Origin of the sequence: Pseudomonas sp. GL-R-19, from assembly GCF_019956375.1 — a bacterium.
Classification (GTDB): domain Bacteria; phylum Pseudomonadota; class Gammaproteobacteria; order Pseudomonadales; family Pseudomonadaceae; genus Aquipseudomonas.
In genome coordinates this window covers 74,172-92,116 of the sequence record NZ_JAHBDJ010000092.1, presented here as the reverse complement: position 1 = coordinate 92,116, position 17,945 = coordinate 74,172, and the positions used below count along the sequence as shown (strand labels likewise).

Genomic DNA, 17,945 nt, shown 5'->3' with positions numbered 1-17,945 from the left:
TAGGTGCGGGCTTGCCCGCGAAGGGGCCGGTCAGTTCACCGCTGAGTCGGGATCAGTTGACTAACCCGGCATCCACCAACAACCCCTCCAGCGCCAACAGATCCGGCACCTTGGCCACCTGCTCACCCACCTGCACCGCCGCCTGCTCCAGCGCGCACAACGGCACATCCACATAACTCAACTGGCTGTCGAGCTTGCAGGAGCGCGGAATGCCCTGCACCAATAGCGCGATGAACTTCAGCTCGGGGCGCCCGCCGAGGGCGTTGAGAATGACGATCCGCGCGCGTAAACCGATGACGATTTTCTGTCCGCAGGCCGACTCAAAACTCAGCAGCGGAATCTGCCGGTCGCGCCACGCCACCAGGCCCAGGTACCACGGCGGTGTGTCCAGGTCGAAGGTCCCCGGCTGCTGGTAGTCGATCAGCTCGGCTACGGCGACGTTGGGCAGGATCAGGTTGCGGTCGGCCAATGGCAGCAGCAGGCCAGTGAGGTTGCTGGTGCGGTGCTCAAGCATGGGTCTTGCTCCACAAGGCGATGCTTTCGAGCAGCACCGATTCCTGGTACGGCTTGCCAAGGTAGTCGTTGACGCCGATGGCCATGGCGCGGTCGCGGTGTTTCTGTCCGGTGCGGGAGGTGATCATGATGATCGGCAGGTGTCGCAGACGTTCGTCATTGCGCACCTGGGTCGCGACTTCGAAGCCATCCATGCGCGGCATCTCGATGTCCAGCAGCATCAGGTCGGGCACGTGTTCTTCCAGCAGCAGCATGGCATCGACTCCATCCTTGGCAGTCAGCACGCTCATGCCGTGGCGTTCGAGCAAGCGGCTGGTGACCTTGCGCACGGTGACCGAGTCGTCGACCACCATCACCAGCAGCGGCCGATGCGGCTCGGCCTCGACCTCTTGTCCTGGCGGACGCTGGGGCACACGGGCCTGCATGGCGCGGATCGGCGCCAGCAAATCCAGAATCAGCACCACCCGGCCGTCCCCGAGAATCGTCGCCCCGGATACCCCTTGCACCGCCGCGAACTGCGGCCCCAGGCTCTTGACCACGATTTCGCGAGTGCCGGCCATGGCGTCCACCAGCACCGCGATGTGCCGCTCATTGCACTGCACCAGCAACACCGGAAGTGGCAGGCTCTGGCCCAACAGCTTCGGGCGCGGGCTGGTTTTCAGCAACTCACCCAGGTAGCACAGCTCGTAACGTTGTCCGGCGTATTCGTAGGTCGGCGAATCGAAACGGAAATACCCTTCGAGTTCATTGGGCAGGACACGAACGATGCTATCGATGGTATTGAGCGGGATCGCGTATTGGTCCTCTCCGCACTGCACCATCAACGCCCGGTTGACCGAGACGGTGAACGGCAGGCGAATGCGGAAATGCACGCCCTGCCCGGGCACCGAGTCGATGCTCATGGTGCCGCCCAGTTGCCGCACCTCTTCGTGCACCACGTCCATGCCGACGCCGCGCCCGGAGATCTGGGTGATTTTTTCGGCGGTGGAAAACCCCGGTTGCAGGATGAACTGCAACACGTCGTGATCACTGATGACACTGTCCGGGGCGAGCAGGCCGCGCTTGATCGCCTTGCGCCGCACCGCGTCCAGCGGCACACCGGCGCCGTCGTCGCGGATGTCGAAAATGATGTCGCCCCCTTCGCGCAGCAGATCGAGGGTGATTTTGCCCTTGGCCGGTTTCCCCGCCGCCAGCCGTGCTTCGACGGACTCCAGGCCGTGGTCGACGGCGTTGCGCAGCATGTGTTCCAGCGGTGCGGCCATGCGTTCGAGAACGTTGCGATCCATCTCGCCTTCGGCGTTATCGACGATGAAATCCACGTCCTTGCCCAGTTCACTGGACACCTGCCGGACGATGCGCTGCAAACGCGGGAGCATGCGTTCGAACGGCACCATGCGCGTGCGCATCAGGCCTTCCTGCAATTCTGTGTTGATGCGGCCCTGCTGTTGCAGCAGGTTTTCCGTGTCCTGATTGCGTCGCTCGAGGGTTTCCTTGAGGTCGAGCAAGTCAGAGGCCGATTCGAACAGCGCCCGGGACAACTGCTGCAACTGCGAATGGCGGTCCATTTCCAGCGGGTCGAATTCCTCGTACCCCAGGCGTTCGGCGTCGACTTGCTGGCGGCTGAGGATCCGTCCCTGGGTTTCGGTATCGAGGCGGCGCAACTGGTCGCGCATGCGCTCGATGGTGGTCTCCATCTCATTCAGGGCGATGTGCGCATCGTTGACCTGCTGTTCGATCCGGCCACGGAAGATCGATGTTTCACCGGCCAGGTTGACCAGATCGTCGAGCAGCTCCGCCGAGACCTTGACCATGTCGGTGCCGGCATCGGACGGCGGCGCCAGCGGCTCCGCCTTGGGCGTGGCCGGCGGAGCAATCGGCGCGGGGGCTTCAAGCACGGCCGGGTGGCTGAAGTTCCTGATCGCATCGATCAAACGGTCGGCGGGCGGCATCGGTTCACCGGCGCGGGCCGCGTCGAGCATCTGCGCCAAGCGGTCATGGCTGCGCTGCAACAGCGCGAACAACGGCTCCGTCGGTTGCAACTCGCCGGTGGACAGGCCTTCGTAGAGGAACTCCAGTTCATGGGCCAGATCACCAATCGCGGCGATTTCCACCATGCGCGCGCCGCCCTTGAGGGTGTGCAGGTCGCGCAGCAGGGTTTCCACTTCCTGCCGATTCGAAGGCTGGGCCTGCCAGCGCTCCAGCGCCGCCCCGGAGCTTTCGATGATGTCGAAACCTTCCTCGAGGAATATTTCCAGCAATTGCGGATCATGCGCAGCCGAGTCGTTGCCGGTCGCCTGCCGGGCCGTCTCGGTGCCGCCCGCGTAGCTCTGACGGTAGGCACGCATGGCTTCGATCAGCTCACGGGAGTCGTCCAGTGGCTGGTTGGGCTGCAACTGTTCAAGGTACAACGCCAATCGCTCATGGCTCTGTTTGAGCAGCACCGCCAGTGAATCACTGAAGGCATAACGACGGTCCACCAAGCCCTGGTAAAGGCTTTCCAGTTCATGGGCCAGATCGCCGACCGGCCCGATCTCGGCCATGCGTGCGCCGCCCTTGAGGGTGTGCAAATCCCGTTGCAGGGACGACAGCGGCGCGGCGTTGTCCGGGTCGCGCAACCAACGCTGCAAGGCCTGACCGGCGCTGTCGAGGATATCCACCGCTTCTTCAAGGAAGATCGCAACGATTTCCGCATCCAGCTCGCGCCCCTCTCCTGTAGGAGCGAGCTCGCTCGCGATGGGCGTTAACGATGACGCGTTGTCATTGGATAAGTGCGGCGCATTTGAGTCCATCGCGAGCGAGCTCGCTCCTACAGGGGGTAGCGTGCGCTCAAGCTCCGCAGTGGCGCTGCCCAATTCACGGATGCTCAGGCTACGGCTGCCATCGCTGCGGATCAGGCCCATGGCCGACGGGTCGAGGCTCTCGTCGAGCAGTTTGCGCAAGGCCCTGATCCGTTGTGGCTGCGGGCTGACTTCCTGACCGGCAGCCAGTTCGTCGAGCATGTTGATCAGCGCTTCGTGGGCACCCTGTGCCTCATGGAAAAACCGCTCGCTGACCGCCAGGCTGCTTTCTTCCACGGCCCCGTACAGGTCGAGCAACGCTTCGCACAGCTCATCCACCGGGTGCAGGTCGGCCAGATGGGCGCCTTCGCCGAGGGTGGTCAATTCGTCCAGCAGTGCGCTGAGTTCCTGACGTTCGCCGGGGTGTTGCTGCCAACGCTGCAACAGGCTTTCGGCGTCCAGCAGGATGTCCATGCCCTGGGCGAGGAAGTTGTTGATCAGTTGCGGATCGCGCTTGATCCGCAGCCCGGTGTTCGGCGTGTTCAGAAGGTTTTCCAGACGCTCGGCCAGCAGCGCCCTGGCTCGCTCGGTCAAATCCCGGGCGCCGGGAATTTCCGCCAGCGGATCAGTCTTGAGCTGGCGCAAGCCGAGGCGAAACAATCCTTCAGCTTCCAGCAGCAATTCGACTTCATCCAGATCCAGCGCGATCAGATGCGCCTTGTACTCCCGGGCCAGTTGATCCAGCGGTGCGGCCAGCTCGGCAATCGGCAACACACCGGCCATGGAGGCACTGCCCTTGAGGGTGTGCAAGGCGCGCTGCAATTCGTCGCTGGCCGGCAACGGCACATGTTCGGCGGCCTTATCAAGGAAGCGATTGAGGCTGCCCAAGTGGGTTTCAGCCTCTTTGCGGAAGATCTCCAGCAACAGCGGGTCGAGGGCCGCGACATCCTGCGTATCCTCATCGGACACCGGCTCATCGCCCTTGGCCAGGGCATGGGCGGAGGCGGCCAACTGATCGACATCGTTGCGCTGACGCTGGGCATTGGCGGCGTATTCAGCCACCAGCTCCGGAAGCAGCTGCAGCACATCGCCGATCAGTTGCTGCACCGCAGCGCCCGGTTCCACGCTGCCTTCCAGTACGCGATTGAGCAGGTTTTCCACGGCCCAGGCCAGTTCGCCCAGCACCAGAGCGCGCACCATGCGACCACTGCCCTTGAGGGTATGGAAGGCACGGCGCAGCTCACTCAGGGCCGAGCGGTTTTCAGGGTTGACCGACCAGCCCGGCAAGTACTCGCGCAGGATCTCCAGGACTTCGTCGGTTTCTTCGAGGAACACCTCACGCAGTTCCTCGTCCACCGGCTCTTCGCCTGCTGGCGGCGGCAGCAGGCTGCCCGGAATGTTCAGGGCGGGTGGATTCAGGCTCGAAACCGGGCTGGCAAGCACATCGGCCAGGGTCTGGACGGTCTGCGGATCATCCAGCTCCTGCATCATTTGCATCACCTGCGCTTCGGTCGGGTTGAGCGCATCATCAAGCACTGGCACATGCTGCTCACTGGGGAAAAACCCGAGGCTGGCCAGGCTTTTTTCCGCGACATCGAGCAGGTTTTCACCTTGCGTTTGCGGGTCATCGCTGAGGCGCTCGAGGTAGTACTCGATGCTGGTGATCACGTCGGCCAGGCTGTCCAGTTCCTGCCAACCCGGTTGACCCGGTTCGAGCATCAGGTGCTCGCGGATAAAGTGATTGCAGGTTTCGACCAGGCTCGCCGCCCGGCCCAGCGGAATCATCGCCAGCGCGCCGCGCACCTGGGTCAGCAAGGCCGGCAGCGCCTGCAAATACTGGCGGTCCCAATCGGCGTCGATGTAGTCGACGATCATGTCCTTGGCCTGCTGCAAACAGATGCGGGCCTCCTTGATCACGATCTGATGGATCTGCGTCAGGTCGGTGGTCGGCAGGCGATTGTCATCCTGGCTCTCCGGTTCCACGGTACCGACCATGCCGGCCAGCGTCGCTTCGACGTACAACAAGGCCCCGGCAACGTCCATGAGGATCGCATCGTTGGGTTCGCGCTGACCCTGGGCGAGGCTGAGCACCACCGCCAATTGATCGATGATCACCTTGCGCGGCTGGCCGAAGCCCAGCACCGCCAGGGTGTCGGCGATTTGCCGCAGCGGTGCCAGCAGGCTCTCGAGGTCAGAGGTGTGCTGGCGGTCACTGCGCACGAACAGATCCAGACGTTCCTTGACCCGCACCAGCTCTTCGCACAGCGCTGCCAGCACCGAGCGCATGGCGTCACGGTCGGGACCGGCCAGCCGCGCGCGTTCTTCATCGACCATCGCGCTGTCGGGCAGCGCGTCGTCCAGTGAGTAGCGTTCTTTCATGGTCAGCATCTGCCCGGTGGGATGTTCGGCCTTTGCAATGTAAAACAGCAAACTCTTGAGCAGCTCCGGCGGGGCCGGCTGGTTGATGCCGGGCATGCCTTGTTCGAGCAGGCGCTTGAGTTCCTTGTCGGCATCCTTGAACAGGCTGCGCAAAGCCGGGCTGTTGGCGATCGCACCGCCCTGCATGCCTTCGACCAGCGCCGATGCCACCTGCCATAACGGGCTCAGGGGTGCATTGGCGCACAGTGCTTCGAGGCGGGTGAAGACCTTGGCCAGGTAATCGAGATTGGTGTCGTTGTCCTGTTCACGCAGGAAACCGACCAGCGCCATTTGCAGCATCTGCCGCAGCTTGCGCAGCACATTGGGCAATTCGGCCGGCTCCAGCTGCGCCAGCGTATCTGCGTCCAGCGCCAGTAACTCGGGCAATTGCGGGCTGAACAGGCTGGTTTCCGACAGCAGGCTTTCGCCGCGGGCACTGCGCAGGTCGTTGATCAGTGGCAACACCACCAGAGGCAAGTCGCGACGCGCGCCTTGCACCCGGTCGAGGTAGATCGGCAGCTGCCCGAGGGCCTGCATCAACAGGTGCAACGCCTCGTCGCGATGGCTGACACGGTTGTCCTGCAAGGCCATGGCCAGTTGTTCCATTTCTTCGGCGAGCAACGCCGCGCCGTAGAACTCGACCATCTGCAAACTGCCGTGGACCTGATGAATGCACGAAAGGCAATCATCCAGCGCTTGCGTCGCCTGCGGGTCATCGAGCAGGTTTTCAATCGCGTGATGAGCCTGTTTCAGCGTTTCGGCAATCTCGCCCTTGACCCATTCGAGGGCCACATAGTCGTGCCGATCCCCCATAACCACTTCAGTCACCATAGTTCTACCCGCGGGCGATTCACGCTTTGTCCACAGCCTGCGCCTTGGCTGCCGGTAAGGTGAAACCGGACACCGAGCGACGCAACTGACTGGCCATTTTCGCCAGGTTACCGATGCTCTCGGCCGTAGCAGTGGAGCCCGACGACGTCTGCGAGGTGATCTGCTGGATCACGTTCATCGTCAGGGAAATCTGACCGGCCGACGACGTCTGCTGTTGCGCCGCATTGGAAATGCTCTGGATCAGCGCCGCAAGCGTCTTGGACACGCCTTCGATTTCTTCCAGGGCCACACCTGCATCCTGCGCCAGACGGGCGCCGCGTACCACTTCGGTCGTCGTCTGCTCCATGGAGATGACCGCTTCGTTGGTGTCGGTCTGGATCGCCCGCACCAGGGTTTCGATCTGCCGGGTGGCAGCGGATGAGCGCTCGGCCAGGCGCTGCACTTCATCGGCGACCACGGCGAAACCGCGGCCGGCGTCACCGGCCATGGACGCCTGGATGGCCGCGTTGAGGGCAAGGATATTGGTCTGGTCGGCAATGTCATCGATCAGGCTGACAATGTCGCCGATTTCCTGGGACGACTCACCCAGGCGCTTGATGCGTTTGGCGGTGTCCTGAATCTGCTCGCGAATGTTGTCCATGCCGTGGATGGTGTTGTGCACCACCTCATTGCCCTTGTTGGCGATTTCCACCGAACGTTCGGCAACCGCCGAAGATTCAGCCGCGTTGGCCGACACCTGGTCGATGGACTCGGCCATGTCGTTGATCGCCATGGAGGCCTCGGAAATCTGCTGGGCCTGATGTTCCGAAGCCTGGGCCAGGTGCATGGCGGTGGCCTGGGTTTCCTGTACGGCGGCGGCGATCTGACCAGCGGTGAGGTTGATGGTCGCGACCAGATCACGCAGTTGGTCGACGGAGTAATTGATCGAATCGGCGATGGTGCCGGTAAAGTCTTCGGTCACCGAGGCGGTCACCGTGAGGTCACCGTCGGCCAGGTCTTCGATCTCGTCGAGCAAGCGCATGATCGCGTTCTGGTTACGCTCGTTTTTCTCGGCGGTTTCGTGCAACTGACGATTGGTTTCGCGCACCATCACCATGCCGATCAGGATGATCGAAGCCAGCGCCAGCAAGCCCAGCACATAACCGCCGATGGTGTCGGTGGTGCGCCCGCCGACCATGTTTTCGAACCCGCTGGCCAGGTGTGAGGCTTCGTCGAGCAGGGTTTGCGACAGGCTGAAAATGTTCGAGGCCGATTCGCGGACCTTGAACAGCTCTGGCGAGGTTTCGAGGATCTCGTCCACCGAACCCGACACGAATTCGAACAGCTCGGAGATTTCCGCGAGACGCGCACGGGCGTCGCGATCTTCGACCTGGCTGACCTTGAGCGCCGGGTCGCCCTGGAGCATGCCGTTGAGCACCTTGCCGAACTGCGTCGCGTCGCGTCCGAACGCGTCGGCGGCCTGCTGTGAGTTTTCGTCGCCGGCCAATACCGTGTTCACCGCGCCGAGGATGCGCTCGGCCAGCAGCGACTGACGCTGGGCCATGGCCACCTGGGCTGCCGGGGCGCCCCGTTGCAGCAGGATCTCGACGACTTTTTCGTACTCGACCTGCAACTGCGGCACGGTTTCGGCCAGGGTCGCGGCGACCTGATGCAGCGACAGTACGGTTTGCTCGCTGGAAAGAATCGCATCAGTGTTTTTCAGCAGACGCTCCCAATCCTGTTGCACCGCGCGCATCTCCGGACGCACGGTAGCAGGGGCCGGTGGCAGGCCGGTGGCCGGGTCGCCTTTCTTCAGGTAACCCCAGCGCAGGGCAAAATCGTTGCGCGCATCGCTGAGCAACTTGAACGCGGCAGCCTTGCCGGCGGCGGCTTCGGTGGCGTTCTTGGCGATACGCTGGGACAGCACACGCAGCTCGCCCGCGTGGCCGATGTACTGTTTGTCGTAGGTAGCCTGGGTGTTGAGGTACGCGAAGTTGGCGAACAGCAGCATGATGAAGACGATCAGCGCGATGAACAGCACGATAATCTGCGACCGGCTGCGCGACCCTTCCATTGGCTTGCCTGCTTTTGCTTTTATCATCGGTCCTCGCCTGTTAACCAACACCCTGTAAAGCATACCAAGCCCCTTGTGGGAGCGAGCCTGCTCGCGATTCAGGCGCCGCGGTGTTTCAGGAATACCGCGTTATCGTTCAATCGCGAGCAGGCTCGCTCCCACAGGGTTCTCTGTTGCCCGGTTACACCGCCACATGCATGAAGCTTTGGGACTGCGTCAACGCAAACGGGCTGAACACCTGCCAGCACTGCTCGCGCTGAAACCGGCCTTTGACAAACGCCGCCATCGGCCCCTTCAACTCCTCTGCCGGCACCGGTTCCAGGCTGTCCTGGGCAAAGTGCTGGAGGCCGAAGACTTCGTCGACCAACAACCCGGCAAACACCTCGTCATGTTCCACCACCAACACCCGCCGCTGCCCGCGCATCGCCGAAAGCTCATGCCCGAAGAAGCCGCACAGATCCATGACCGGCAGCAAACGCCCGCGCAGGTTGGCAACCCCCTTGACCCAGGGTTTGACCCCCGGTAGCTGAGTGAAACGCGGTTCGTGCAGGACTTCGCTGACTTCGCTCATGGGCGCGACATACCAGTGCTCGCCCAGGCGAAATCCGATGCCGCTCCAGCTGTCCCGCCGGGGTGGCTGGGACGGCAAGTCCGCCGCCAGCAATCGACAGCGCCGGTCGATTTGCAGCAGCAGTTCAAAAGCCGTCAGCGACTCGTTCATGACCTGATGATCAACCGGCCAGCACGTTGTTCAGGGTTTTGATCAGGGTCTCTTCATCGACCGGTTTGGTCAGGTAATCCTTGGCGCCCTGGCGCGTGCCCCAGACCTTGTCGGTTTCCTGGTCCTTGGTGGTGATGATGATCACCGGGATGTGTCCGGTTTCCGGGTCCTTGGTCAGCTGGCGGGTCGCCTGGAAGCCGTTGAGGCCGGGCATGACAATGTCCATCAGCACCGCGTCGGGCTTTTCCTGGCGGGCCAGGGCCACACCGTCGGCGCCGTTTTCGGCTTTCAACACTTCATGACCGTGCTTTTCCAGCATGCCGGTCAGTTTGTACATTTCGGTCGGCGAATCATCGACGATCAGAATACGTGCCATGGTCTTCCCCATTCTTGTCGACACCGGGCCCGATGGCCGAGCGTCACTGTGCGTGTCCTACTGCGGCAAAACGGCGGCAAAACCAGGTACATGGGCCTGGATCGCATCAAGCAATTCTTCCTTGCTGAAAGGCTTGGTCAAAAACTGGTCAGAGCCGACGATGCGCCCCTTGGCCTTGTCGAACAGCCCGTCCTTGGACGACAGCATAATCACCGGCGTGGACTTGAACGCGCTGTTGTTCTTGATCAGGGCGCAGGTCTGGTAGCCATCCAGGCGCGGCATCATGATGTCGACAAAGATGATACTGGGGTGGTTGTCGGCAATCTTGGCCAGGGCATCGAAGCCGTCGATGGCCGTGATGACCTCACAACCCACGTTCTTGAGCAACGTTTCGGCGGTGCGACGAATCGTCTTCGAATCGTCGATCACCATGACCTTCAAGGCGCTGGGGTACCGTTCCATAAAATGCTCTACCGTCGCCTTTGCGAAACAAATTGTCCGTTTGCCGGTTAACGCGGCTCGAAACCCTTGATGCTCAAGGGCCGGCACGACATGGCAGTCTTTTTAGCACAGTCTCCAAAACCAATCTATCGGCCGACCTGCAAGGTGGTTTTTCCTTGACCGGGAACACACTCAGCGCCACTCTGACGCCACTTTTATACGGCTCTTTGTAGGAGCGAGCCTGCTCGCGATGATCGCTAACGATGACGCGTGCAGGCTGGATGAACGCGGTGTTCTGACATCCATCGCGAGCAGGCTCGCTCCTACAGATCGGCACAAGCCCCCAAAATTTCGAGGAAAACCCAATGAGCGTTCGCGTCGGGATTGTCATGGACCCTATCGCCAGCATTTCCTATAAAAAGGATAGCTCGCTGGCCATGCTGCTGGCCGCGCAGAAGCGTGGCTGGGAGCTGTTCTACATGGAACAGCGCGACCTGTATCAGGGCGAAGGCCAGGCGCGGGCGCGGATGCGTCCGCTGCAGGTGTTCGCCAACCCGGAAAAATGGTTCGAACTGGGCGCTGAAACCGACGCGCTGCTGAGCGACCTGGACGTGATCCTGATGCGCAAGGATCCGCCGTTCGACATGGAGTTCGTCTACTCCACTTATCTGCTGGAACAAGCCGAGCGCGCCGGGGTGCTGGTGGTCAACAAGCCGCAAAGCCTGCGCGACTGCAACGAAAAGCTGTTCGCCACACTGTTCCCGCAATGCACGCCGCCGACCATCGTCAGCCGTCGCCCGGACGTCCTGCGCGAATTCGCCGACCACCATGGCGATGTGATCCTGAAGCCGCTGGACGGCATGGGCGGTTCTTCGATATTCCGCCACACCGCCGGCCACCCGAACCTGTCGGTGATCCTCGAAACACTGACCTTGCATGGCCAGCAGCAAATCATGATCCAGGGCTACTTGCCGGCCATCGTCGATGGCGACAAGCGCATCCTGATGATCGATGGCGAGCCGGTGGATTATTGCCTGGCGCGGATTCCGGCCCTGGGCGAAACCCGTGGCAACCTCGCCGCCGGCGGCCGTGGCGAAGCCCGCCCGCTGACCGACAAAGACCGCTGGATCGCCGCGCAAGTCGGCCCGACCCTGCGTGAAAAAGGCCTGTTGTTCGTTGGCCTGGACGTGATCGGCGAGCACCTGACCGAGATCAACGTCACCAGCCCGACCTGCATTCGCGAGATTGATAATGCGTTTGGTACCGACATCGGCGGCCTGCTGATGGATGCCATCGATCAGAAGCTCAAGGCACGTTGATTAGCCAAACCAACATTGCGTTATCATGCGCGGCCTGTGAAAACGCGATGTTGGTTTCCTTGTCATGACCCTCCCGTCCGATCTGCCTGTCGAACTCGCCCACCGTGGCGTGCGCCCGGCCGATCGCCTCGGTTTTACCCTGTTTCTGGCGGCGCTGATCCACCTTGCCTTGCTGTTGGGTGTCGGGTTTGCAGTGGTCGAACCCAAGCAGATCAGTAAAACCCTGGAAATCACCCTCGCCACCTTCAAAAGCGAAAAGAAGCCTGAAAAAGCCGACTTCCTCGCCCAGGAGAATCAGCAAGGCAGCGGCACCCTGGATAAAAAGGCGATTCCCAAGACCACCGAGGTCGCGCCGTTCCAGGACAACAAGGTGCAAAAGGTCACGCCACCACCGGCCGCCAAGCCTGAAACGCAGGAAGCCCCGCCCAAGGCTGCCGTGACCACCGTGGCACCGAAACCGAAAAAAGCCCCCGCCAAGACCGAGGAGCCCAAGACTGAGGTCAAATCCCAGGTCCAGGCACCGACGTTCGACAGCGAGCAGCTGTCCAGCGACATCGCCAGCCTGGAAGCGGAACTGGCCGCCGAGCAACAGCTGTACGCCAAGCGCCCGCGCATTCACCGCTTGAGCGCGGCCTCGACCATGCGCGACAAGGGCGCCTGGTACAAGGACGAATGGCGCAAGAAAGTCGAGCGCATCGGCAACCTCAATTACCCCGACGAAGCGCGGCGCAAACAGATCTACGGCAACTTGCGCTTGATGGTGTCGATCAATCGCGACGGTTCGCTGTATGAAGTGCTGGTGCTGGAATCCTCAGGCCAGCCGCTGCTGGACCAGGCGGCGCAGCGGATCGTGCGGCTGGCGGCACCGTTTGCACCGTTTACCGGGGATCTGTCGGATGTTGACCGGCTGGAGATCATCCGCACCTGGAAGTTTGCCCGCGGGGATCGACTCTCCAGTAATTGACCACACGCTCCTACAGATTTGCGCTATTTCCTGTGCATCCCCAGCTTGTCAGTTCGCCCCTCGAACGCCACACTAGCGTTCATGAAAAACGTCAGCCCCAGCTACCTCAAGCATCAATTCCTGATCGCCATGCCGCACATGGCCGACCCGAACTTTGCGCACACCTTGACCTACATCGTCGAGCACACGGCCAATGGCGCCATGGGGCTGGTGATCAACCGTCCGCAAGAGTTGAGCCTGGCCGATATCCTTGAGCAATTGCGCCCGGATATCGAACCGCCAGCGCTCTGCCAGCATGTGCCGATCTTTATCGGCGGCCCGGTGCAGACAGATCGCGGCTTCGTCCTTCACCCCAAGGGGCTGAGCTTCCAGGCAACCGTTGATCTGGAAGACGAATTATCCCTGTCGACCACCCAGGACATACTGTTCGCCATCGCTGACGGCGTCGGCCCGGCAAAAAGCCTGATTGCCCTCGGCTATGCCGGTTGGGAAGCCGGGCAGCTGGAGGCCGAACTGGCGCAGAACGCCTGGCTGACCTGCCCGTTTGACGCCGACATCCTGTTCAACACCAGCAGCGAACTGCGCCTGGAGGCGGCGGCCAAGCACCTGGGCATCAACCTCAGCCTGCTGACCAGTCAGGCGGGGCACGCCTGATGGCCCTGCGGCTGATTCTCGGATTCGACTACGGCACCAAACAGATCGGCGTTGCGGTCGGCCAGGTGGTGACCGGCCAGGCCCGCGAGCTGTGCACCCTGAAAGCGCAGAACGGCATTCCTGACTGGAACCAGGTCGAAGCCCTCATCAAAGAGTGGAAACCCGATGCCGTGGTGGTCGGCCTGCCGTTGAATATGGACGGCACCCCCAGTGACATGTGCGCCCGCGCGGAAAAGTTCGCCCGGCGCCTGAACGGCCGCTTCAACCTGCCCTTTTATACCCACGATGAACGCCTGACCACCTTTGAGGCCAAGGGCGAACGCCTGGCCCGGGGCGGCCAGAAAGGCAGTTACCGCGACAACCCGGTCGATGCCATCGCCGCCGCCCTGCTGCTGCAAGGCTGGCTCGACGAAAATGGCGCACTGTTCGAGTCCTGAAGAGCCGTTGTGCGTCTCCATTAGCTACAACCCGAGCCATTTTGCGCACAAGCTGGCTCGAACCCAAGAAGGAGCAACCATGAGCCTGCCCAATCCCGCCGAACTGGTCAGCCAGATGGCAACCCGACTTGACGCTTATCTGGCCAAACGAGGCATCAGCGACCCGCGTTTCATTGGCATCCGTACCGGCGGCGTCTGGGTGGCCCAGGCCCTGCTCAAGGAACTGGGCAGCCATGAGCCCCTCGGCACTCTCGACGTGTCCTTCTACCGCGACGATTTCAGCCAGAGCGGCCTGCACCCGCAGGTTCGCCCTTCGGCGCTGCCGTTCGAGATCGAAGGCCAGCACCTGGTGCTGATCGACGACGTGCTGATGAGCGGCCGGACCATCCGCGCCGCCATGAACGAACTGTTCGACTACGGCCGCCCGGCCAGCGTGACGCTGGTGTGCCTGCTGGATCTGGACGCCGGCGAGCTGCCAATCCGCCCGAACGTGGTGGGCGCGACCCTGTCCCTGGCGGCCCACGAACGGGTGAAGCTGTCTGGCCCGGAGCTCGCGCTCGAACTGCAAGACCTCGCCCTTTAATTTGCCCTATTGAGAGTCCCCCTCGCGATGACGCCTCTAGAAACCAAGCGCCCGCTGCAGCTCAATGATCAGGGCCAGCTGCGCCATTTCCTCTCGCTCGACGGTTTGCGCCGCGAGCTGTTGACGGAAATCCTCGACACCGCCGACTCCTTCCTCGAAGTCGGCGCCCGGGCCGTGAAGAAAGTCCCGTTGCTGCGCGGCAAGACCGTGTGCAACGTGTTCTTCGAGAACTCGACCCGTACCCGCACCACCTTCGAACTGGCGGCCCAGCGGCTCTCGGCGGACGTGATCACCCTCAACGTGTCCACGTCGTCGGCGAGCAAGGGCGAAACCCTGCTCGACACCCTGCGTAACCTGGAAGCCATGGCCGCCGACATGTTCGTCGTGCGCCACGGTGATTCAGGTGCAGCGCACTTCATCGCCGAGCATGTTTGCCCACAGGTGGCGATCATCAACGGCGGTGACGGCCGGCACGCGCACCCGACCCAGGGCATGCTCGACATGCTGACCATCCGTCGGCACAAGGGCGGCTTCGAAAACCTTTCGGTGGCCATCGTCGGCGACATCCTGCACTCGCGGGTCGCACGCTCGAACATGCTGGCGCTGAAAACCCTCGGTTGCCCGGACATCCGCGTGATCGCACCGAAAACCCTGCTGCCGATCGGCATCGAGCAATACGGCGTGAAGGTCTACACCGACATGACCGAAGGCCTGAAAGATGTCGACGTAGTGATCATGTTGCGCCTGCAGCGTGAACGCATGACCGGCGGCCTGCTGCCGAGCGAAGGCGAGTTCTACCGCCTGTTCGGCCTGACCACCGCGCGCCTGGCCGGCGCCAAGCCCGATGCCATCGTGATGCACCCGGGGCCGATCAACCGTGGCGTGGAAATCGAGTCGGCGGTGGCCGACGGCCCGCACTCGGTGATCCTCAACCAGGTGACCTATGGCATCGCAATTCGTATGGCCGTGTTGTCCATGGCCATGAGCGGGCAAACAGCCCAGCGCCAATTCGAGCAGGAGAACGCCCAGTGAAGCTCAGCATTCTCGGTGCCCGCGTGATCGATCCGGCCAGTGGCCTGGATCAAGTGACCGATATCCACATTGAAGCCTGCAAAGTCGTCGCCCTTGGCGCAGCGCCAGCCGGCTTTGTCGCCGTCGACACGATCGACGCCAAAGGCCTGGTGGCCGCTCCCGGCCTGGTCGACCTCAACGTTGCCCTGCGCGAGCCAGGTTACAGCCGCAAAGGCTCGATTGTCAGCGAAACCCGCGCGGCGGCGGCTGGCGGCGTGACCAGCCTGTGCTGCCCGCCAAAAACCAAACCGGTGCTGGACACCTCGGCAGTGGCCGAACTGATCCTCGACCGCGCCCGTGAGGCCGGCAACACCAAAGTCTTCCCGATTGGCGCCCTGAGCAAAGGCCTGGACGGCGAACAGCTGGCAGAGCTCGTGGCACTGCGCGATGCCGGTTGCGTGGCCTTCGGCAACGGCCTTGAGAGTTTCCGCAACACCCGTACCCTGTGCCGGGCACTCGACTACGCAGCGACCTTCGACCTGACGGTGATATTCCACTCCCAGGATCACGACCTGGCCGAGGGTGGCCTTGCTCACGAAGGTCCGACCGCCAGCTTCCTGGGCTTGCCGGGCATCCCGGAAAGTGCCGAGACCGTCGCCCTGGCCCGGGATCTGCTGCTGGTTGAACAGACCGGCGTGCGCGCGCACTTCAGCCAGCTCACCAGTGCCCGCGGCGTTGAATTGATCGCCCAGGCCCAGGCCCGGGGCCTGAAGGTGACCGCGGACGTCGCCCTGTACCAGCTGATCCTGACCGACGAAGCGCTGATCGACTTCAGCAGCCTGTATCACGTCCAGCCGCCGCTACGCACCCGCGCCGACCGCGAAGGCCTGCGCGCAGCGGTGAAATCGGGGGTGATCTCGGCCATCTCCAGCCATCACCAACCCCATGAGCGTGACGCCAAACTGGCACCGTTCGGCGCAACCGAGCCGGGCATCAGCAGCGTCGAACTGCTGTTGCCGCTGGCGATGACCCTGGTCGAAGATGGCTTGCTGGACCTGCCGACGTTGCTGGCGCGCCTGAGCGCTGGCCCTGCCGACGCCTTGCGCCTGCCGGCAGGCAAACTGGCAGTGGGTGGTGCGGCGGACATCGTACTGTTCGACCCAGCGGCCTCCACCGTCGCCGGTGAAACCTGGCTGTCCAAGGGCGAAAACTGCCCGTTCATTGGCCACAGCCTGCCGGGTGTGGTGCGTTACACCCTGGTGGATGGGCGGATCAGCCACCAGGCTTAAAAACAAAAGTTCGCAGCCTGCGGCAACTCCTACGGGGAAATGCATATTCCCGTGTAGGAGCTGCCGCAGGCTGCGAACTTTTGATCTTCGCTTATCGACTCTGCGCATTACGCAGCGACACCTGGTCATTCAACGTCCAGAAGTCATACAGCCCTCTTCCCCCTCCGTCATCCACTGCCTCTCCCCTAACAGCACATCCGCATCAAGAGCATCTCTACAAGCGATGGCGAATAAACCTATCCAATGAACAGAAATTTCTGACTCATCATCACCTGTGCGAAAGGAGCTTCGCAACACACAGAAACATCCTACAAAGTTATTGAGTGCCGATTCAACGCCTATCCTCTAGCATAAAAACAGCGCAAGGAAACATCACTACAAACACCATGAATACAAAGTGCAAGCAAGGAGCAAGACGTGAAAAGTTGACTTACCCTACCTCCTATCGTTAGGAAAGGAACAACGGGAAACTCAGACGGTTTTACAGTAAATCCTGGATTCAGCTGGGGGCCTATGGGATTACAGATTGGCTAGAATGAAAAGCGGTATAAAAGCCTTTACTTATGAGCTTCTGCATTCAGGAAGAGCCAACATGAAGCCCCTCTACAAACACCTGAACTACATCTACCCTTTACTTTTAGCGATCACTTCCAGCGTAGCAATATTTACCATAGAAAAAAATTTGAGCACAGGCATTTACGACATAGATCGAGACTCAATCGGAATACCAATAGGTGCAATCCTGATTGCGGGCTTAGTGTTATTCATATTTCACCTAATGCAAATATTTTTATACAAAAAAGCCCGCCACACCAATTCAACCTTGATAAAAATATCAGCATTAATAATTGCAATTGCATCGCTTGCGATTCTCGCCGACAGCATAAATTACTGGGCCACCCCAAACCACTTCATCATTTCAATCTTCTACAGCTTCAGCACAATGGCATTTTTAACGCTTCAACTTCAATTACTGAAAGCATTTCAGTAACCACTCATAGGCTGTAACTCAAGCAGGCAGATAGCTGGATCAGTCACCAGACGTAAAACCCTGCGGCGAGAGGGTTTGCTCTCTCGCCGCAGAAATCAACGACTCTGCGCATTACGCACGGACACCTGGTCATTCAACGTCCAGAAGTCATACAGCACGCCAATAAAGAACAGACCACCCGTCACCAGGTACAGCAACCCACTGATCCATTTCCCCTGATACATCCGGTGCACGCCGAACACCCCGAGAAACGTCAGCAGGATCCACGCCACGTTGTATTCGATGGGACCCGCGGTAAACCGCAGGTCAGCCTCGCGATCCATCGCCGGGATCAGGAAAAGGTCGATCAGCCAACCGATCCCCAGCAAGCCAAAGGTGAAGAACCAGATCGTCCCGGTCACCGGCTTGCCGTAATAGAAGCGGTGAGCGCCGGTAAAACCGAAAATCCACAGCAGGTAACCGATCACTTTGCTGTGAGTGTCTTGCTGCTGGACAGCCTGTTGATAGGGGTTCATGAATGACCTCGATTCACACGATAGATAAATATTCTTGAATTCTTTGTGACTT

The 17,945-nt window shown here is 61.3% G+C and carries 15 protein-coding genes; 8 read left to right on the top strand and 7 right to left on the bottom strand.

Translation table 11 applies throughout. The features are described 5' to 3' along the window. Positions 1–52: 52 nt before the first annotated feature. The 6 genes from KGA83_RS29305 to pilG all read right to left on the bottom strand — a co-directional run bounded on the left by KGA83_RS29305 (position 53) and on the right by pilG (position 10,151). Positions 53–514 carry a chemotaxis protein CheW gene (locus KGA83_RS29305; protein ID WP_108217039.1) on the bottom strand — a complete coding sequence of 154 codons (462 nt, stop codon included), beginning with the start codon at positions 512–514 and terminating at the stop codon, positions 53–55. Beyond that, on the bottom strand, positions 507–6,521 hold the full coding sequence (locus KGA83_RS29300) for an Hpt domain-containing protein (RefSeq protein ID WP_223531497.1): 6,015 nt from the start codon (positions 6,519–6,521) through the stop codon (positions 507–509). Before KGA83_RS29300 ends, KGA83_RS29305 begins: the two co-directional genes overlap by 8 nt. 37 nt (positions 6,522–6,558) lie before the next feature. Continuing rightward, a complete protein-coding gene (locus tag KGA83_RS29295) occupies positions 6,559–8,619 on the bottom strand; it encodes a methyl-accepting chemotaxis protein (protein WP_108217041.1) in 2,061 nt (686 codons plus the stop codon). Between the two features lie 154 nt (positions 8,620–8,773). Then, on the bottom strand, positions 8,774–9,313 hold the full coding sequence (locus tag KGA83_RS29290) for a chemotaxis protein CheW (protein WP_108217042.1): 540 nt from the start codon (positions 9,311–9,313) through the stop codon (positions 8,774–8,776). A 10-nt stretch (positions 9,314–9,323) separates the two neighbouring features. Beyond that, complete coding sequence (pilH, locus tag KGA83_RS29285; protein ID WP_008068134.1) at positions 9,324–9,689, bottom strand: twitching motility response regulator PilH; 366 nt, start codon at positions 9,687–9,689, stop codon at positions 9,324–9,326. 57 nt (positions 9,690–9,746) lie between these two features. Then, positions 9,747–10,151, bottom strand: coding sequence for a twitching motility response regulator PilG (pilG, locus tag KGA83_RS29280; protein WP_108217043.1), 405 nt, complete (start codon positions 10,149–10,151; stop codon positions 9,747–9,749). Positions 10,152–10,495: 344 nt separating this feature from the next. On the opposite strand from pilG, the gene gshB reads away from it, so the two are divergent. From gshB to KGA83_RS29240, 8 genes are all read left to right on the top strand, one after another. Then, positions 10,496–11,449, top strand: a complete 954-nt coding sequence (gshB, locus tag KGA83_RS29275; RefSeq protein ID WP_223531471.1) for a glutathione synthase — start codon at positions 10,496–10,498, stop codon at positions 11,447–11,449. Positions 11,450–11,513: 64 nt separating this feature from the next. After that, positions 11,514–12,413, top strand: coding sequence for an energy transducer TonB (locus KGA83_RS29270; RefSeq protein ID WP_218431208.1), 900 nt, complete (start codon positions 11,514–11,516; stop codon positions 12,411–12,413). Positions 12,414–12,494: 81 nt separating this feature from the next. Then, on the top strand, positions 12,495–13,067 hold the full coding sequence (locus KGA83_RS29265) for a YqgE/AlgH family protein (protein WP_108217046.1): 573 nt from the start codon (positions 12,495–12,497) through the stop codon (positions 13,065–13,067). Further along, the gene (gene ruvX / locus KGA83_RS29260; protein WP_057398155.1) at positions 13,067–13,504 is read left to right on the top strand and encodes a Holliday junction resolvase RuvX; all 438 of its coding nucleotides are present in this window, start codon (positions 13,067–13,069) and stop codon (positions 13,502–13,504) included. The genes KGA83_RS29265 and ruvX overlap by 1 nt, the downstream gene beginning before the upstream one ends. Before the next feature lie 79 nt (positions 13,505–13,583). Next, positions 13,584–14,087 (top strand): bifunctional pyr operon transcriptional regulator/uracil phosphoribosyltransferase PyrR, encoded by a 504-nt coding sequence (gene pyrR, locus KGA83_RS29255; protein WP_108217047.1) that lies wholly within the window; start codon positions 13,584–13,586, stop codon positions 14,085–14,087. Between the two features lie 27 nt (positions 14,088–14,114). Further along, positions 14,115–15,119 carry an aspartate carbamoyltransferase catalytic subunit gene (locus KGA83_RS29250; RefSeq protein ID WP_007939362.1) on the top strand — a complete coding sequence of 335 codons (1,005 nt, stop codon included), beginning with the start codon at positions 14,115–14,117 and terminating at the stop codon, positions 15,117–15,119. Beyond that, positions 15,116–16,387: a dihydroorotase gene (locus KGA83_RS29245; protein ID WP_223531470.1), complete on the top strand. Its 1,272-nt coding sequence runs from the start codon at positions 15,116–15,118 to the stop codon at positions 16,385–16,387. Before KGA83_RS29250 ends, KGA83_RS29245 begins: the two co-directional genes overlap by 4 nt. 592 nt (positions 16,388–16,979) lie before the next feature. Further along, a complete protein-coding gene (locus tag KGA83_RS29240; protein ID WP_223531469.1) occupies positions 16,980–17,378 on the top strand; it encodes a hypothetical protein in 399 nt (132 codons plus the stop codon). A gap of 95 nt (positions 17,379–17,473) precedes the next feature. On the opposite strand, the gene KGA83_RS29235 is transcribed toward KGA83_RS29240, so the two are convergent. Next, on the bottom strand, positions 17,474–17,893 hold the full coding sequence (locus KGA83_RS29235; protein WP_046039250.1) for an NINE protein: 420 nt from the start codon (positions 17,891–17,893) through the stop codon (positions 17,474–17,476). Between the last annotated feature and the right edge of the window lie 52 nt (positions 17,894–17,945).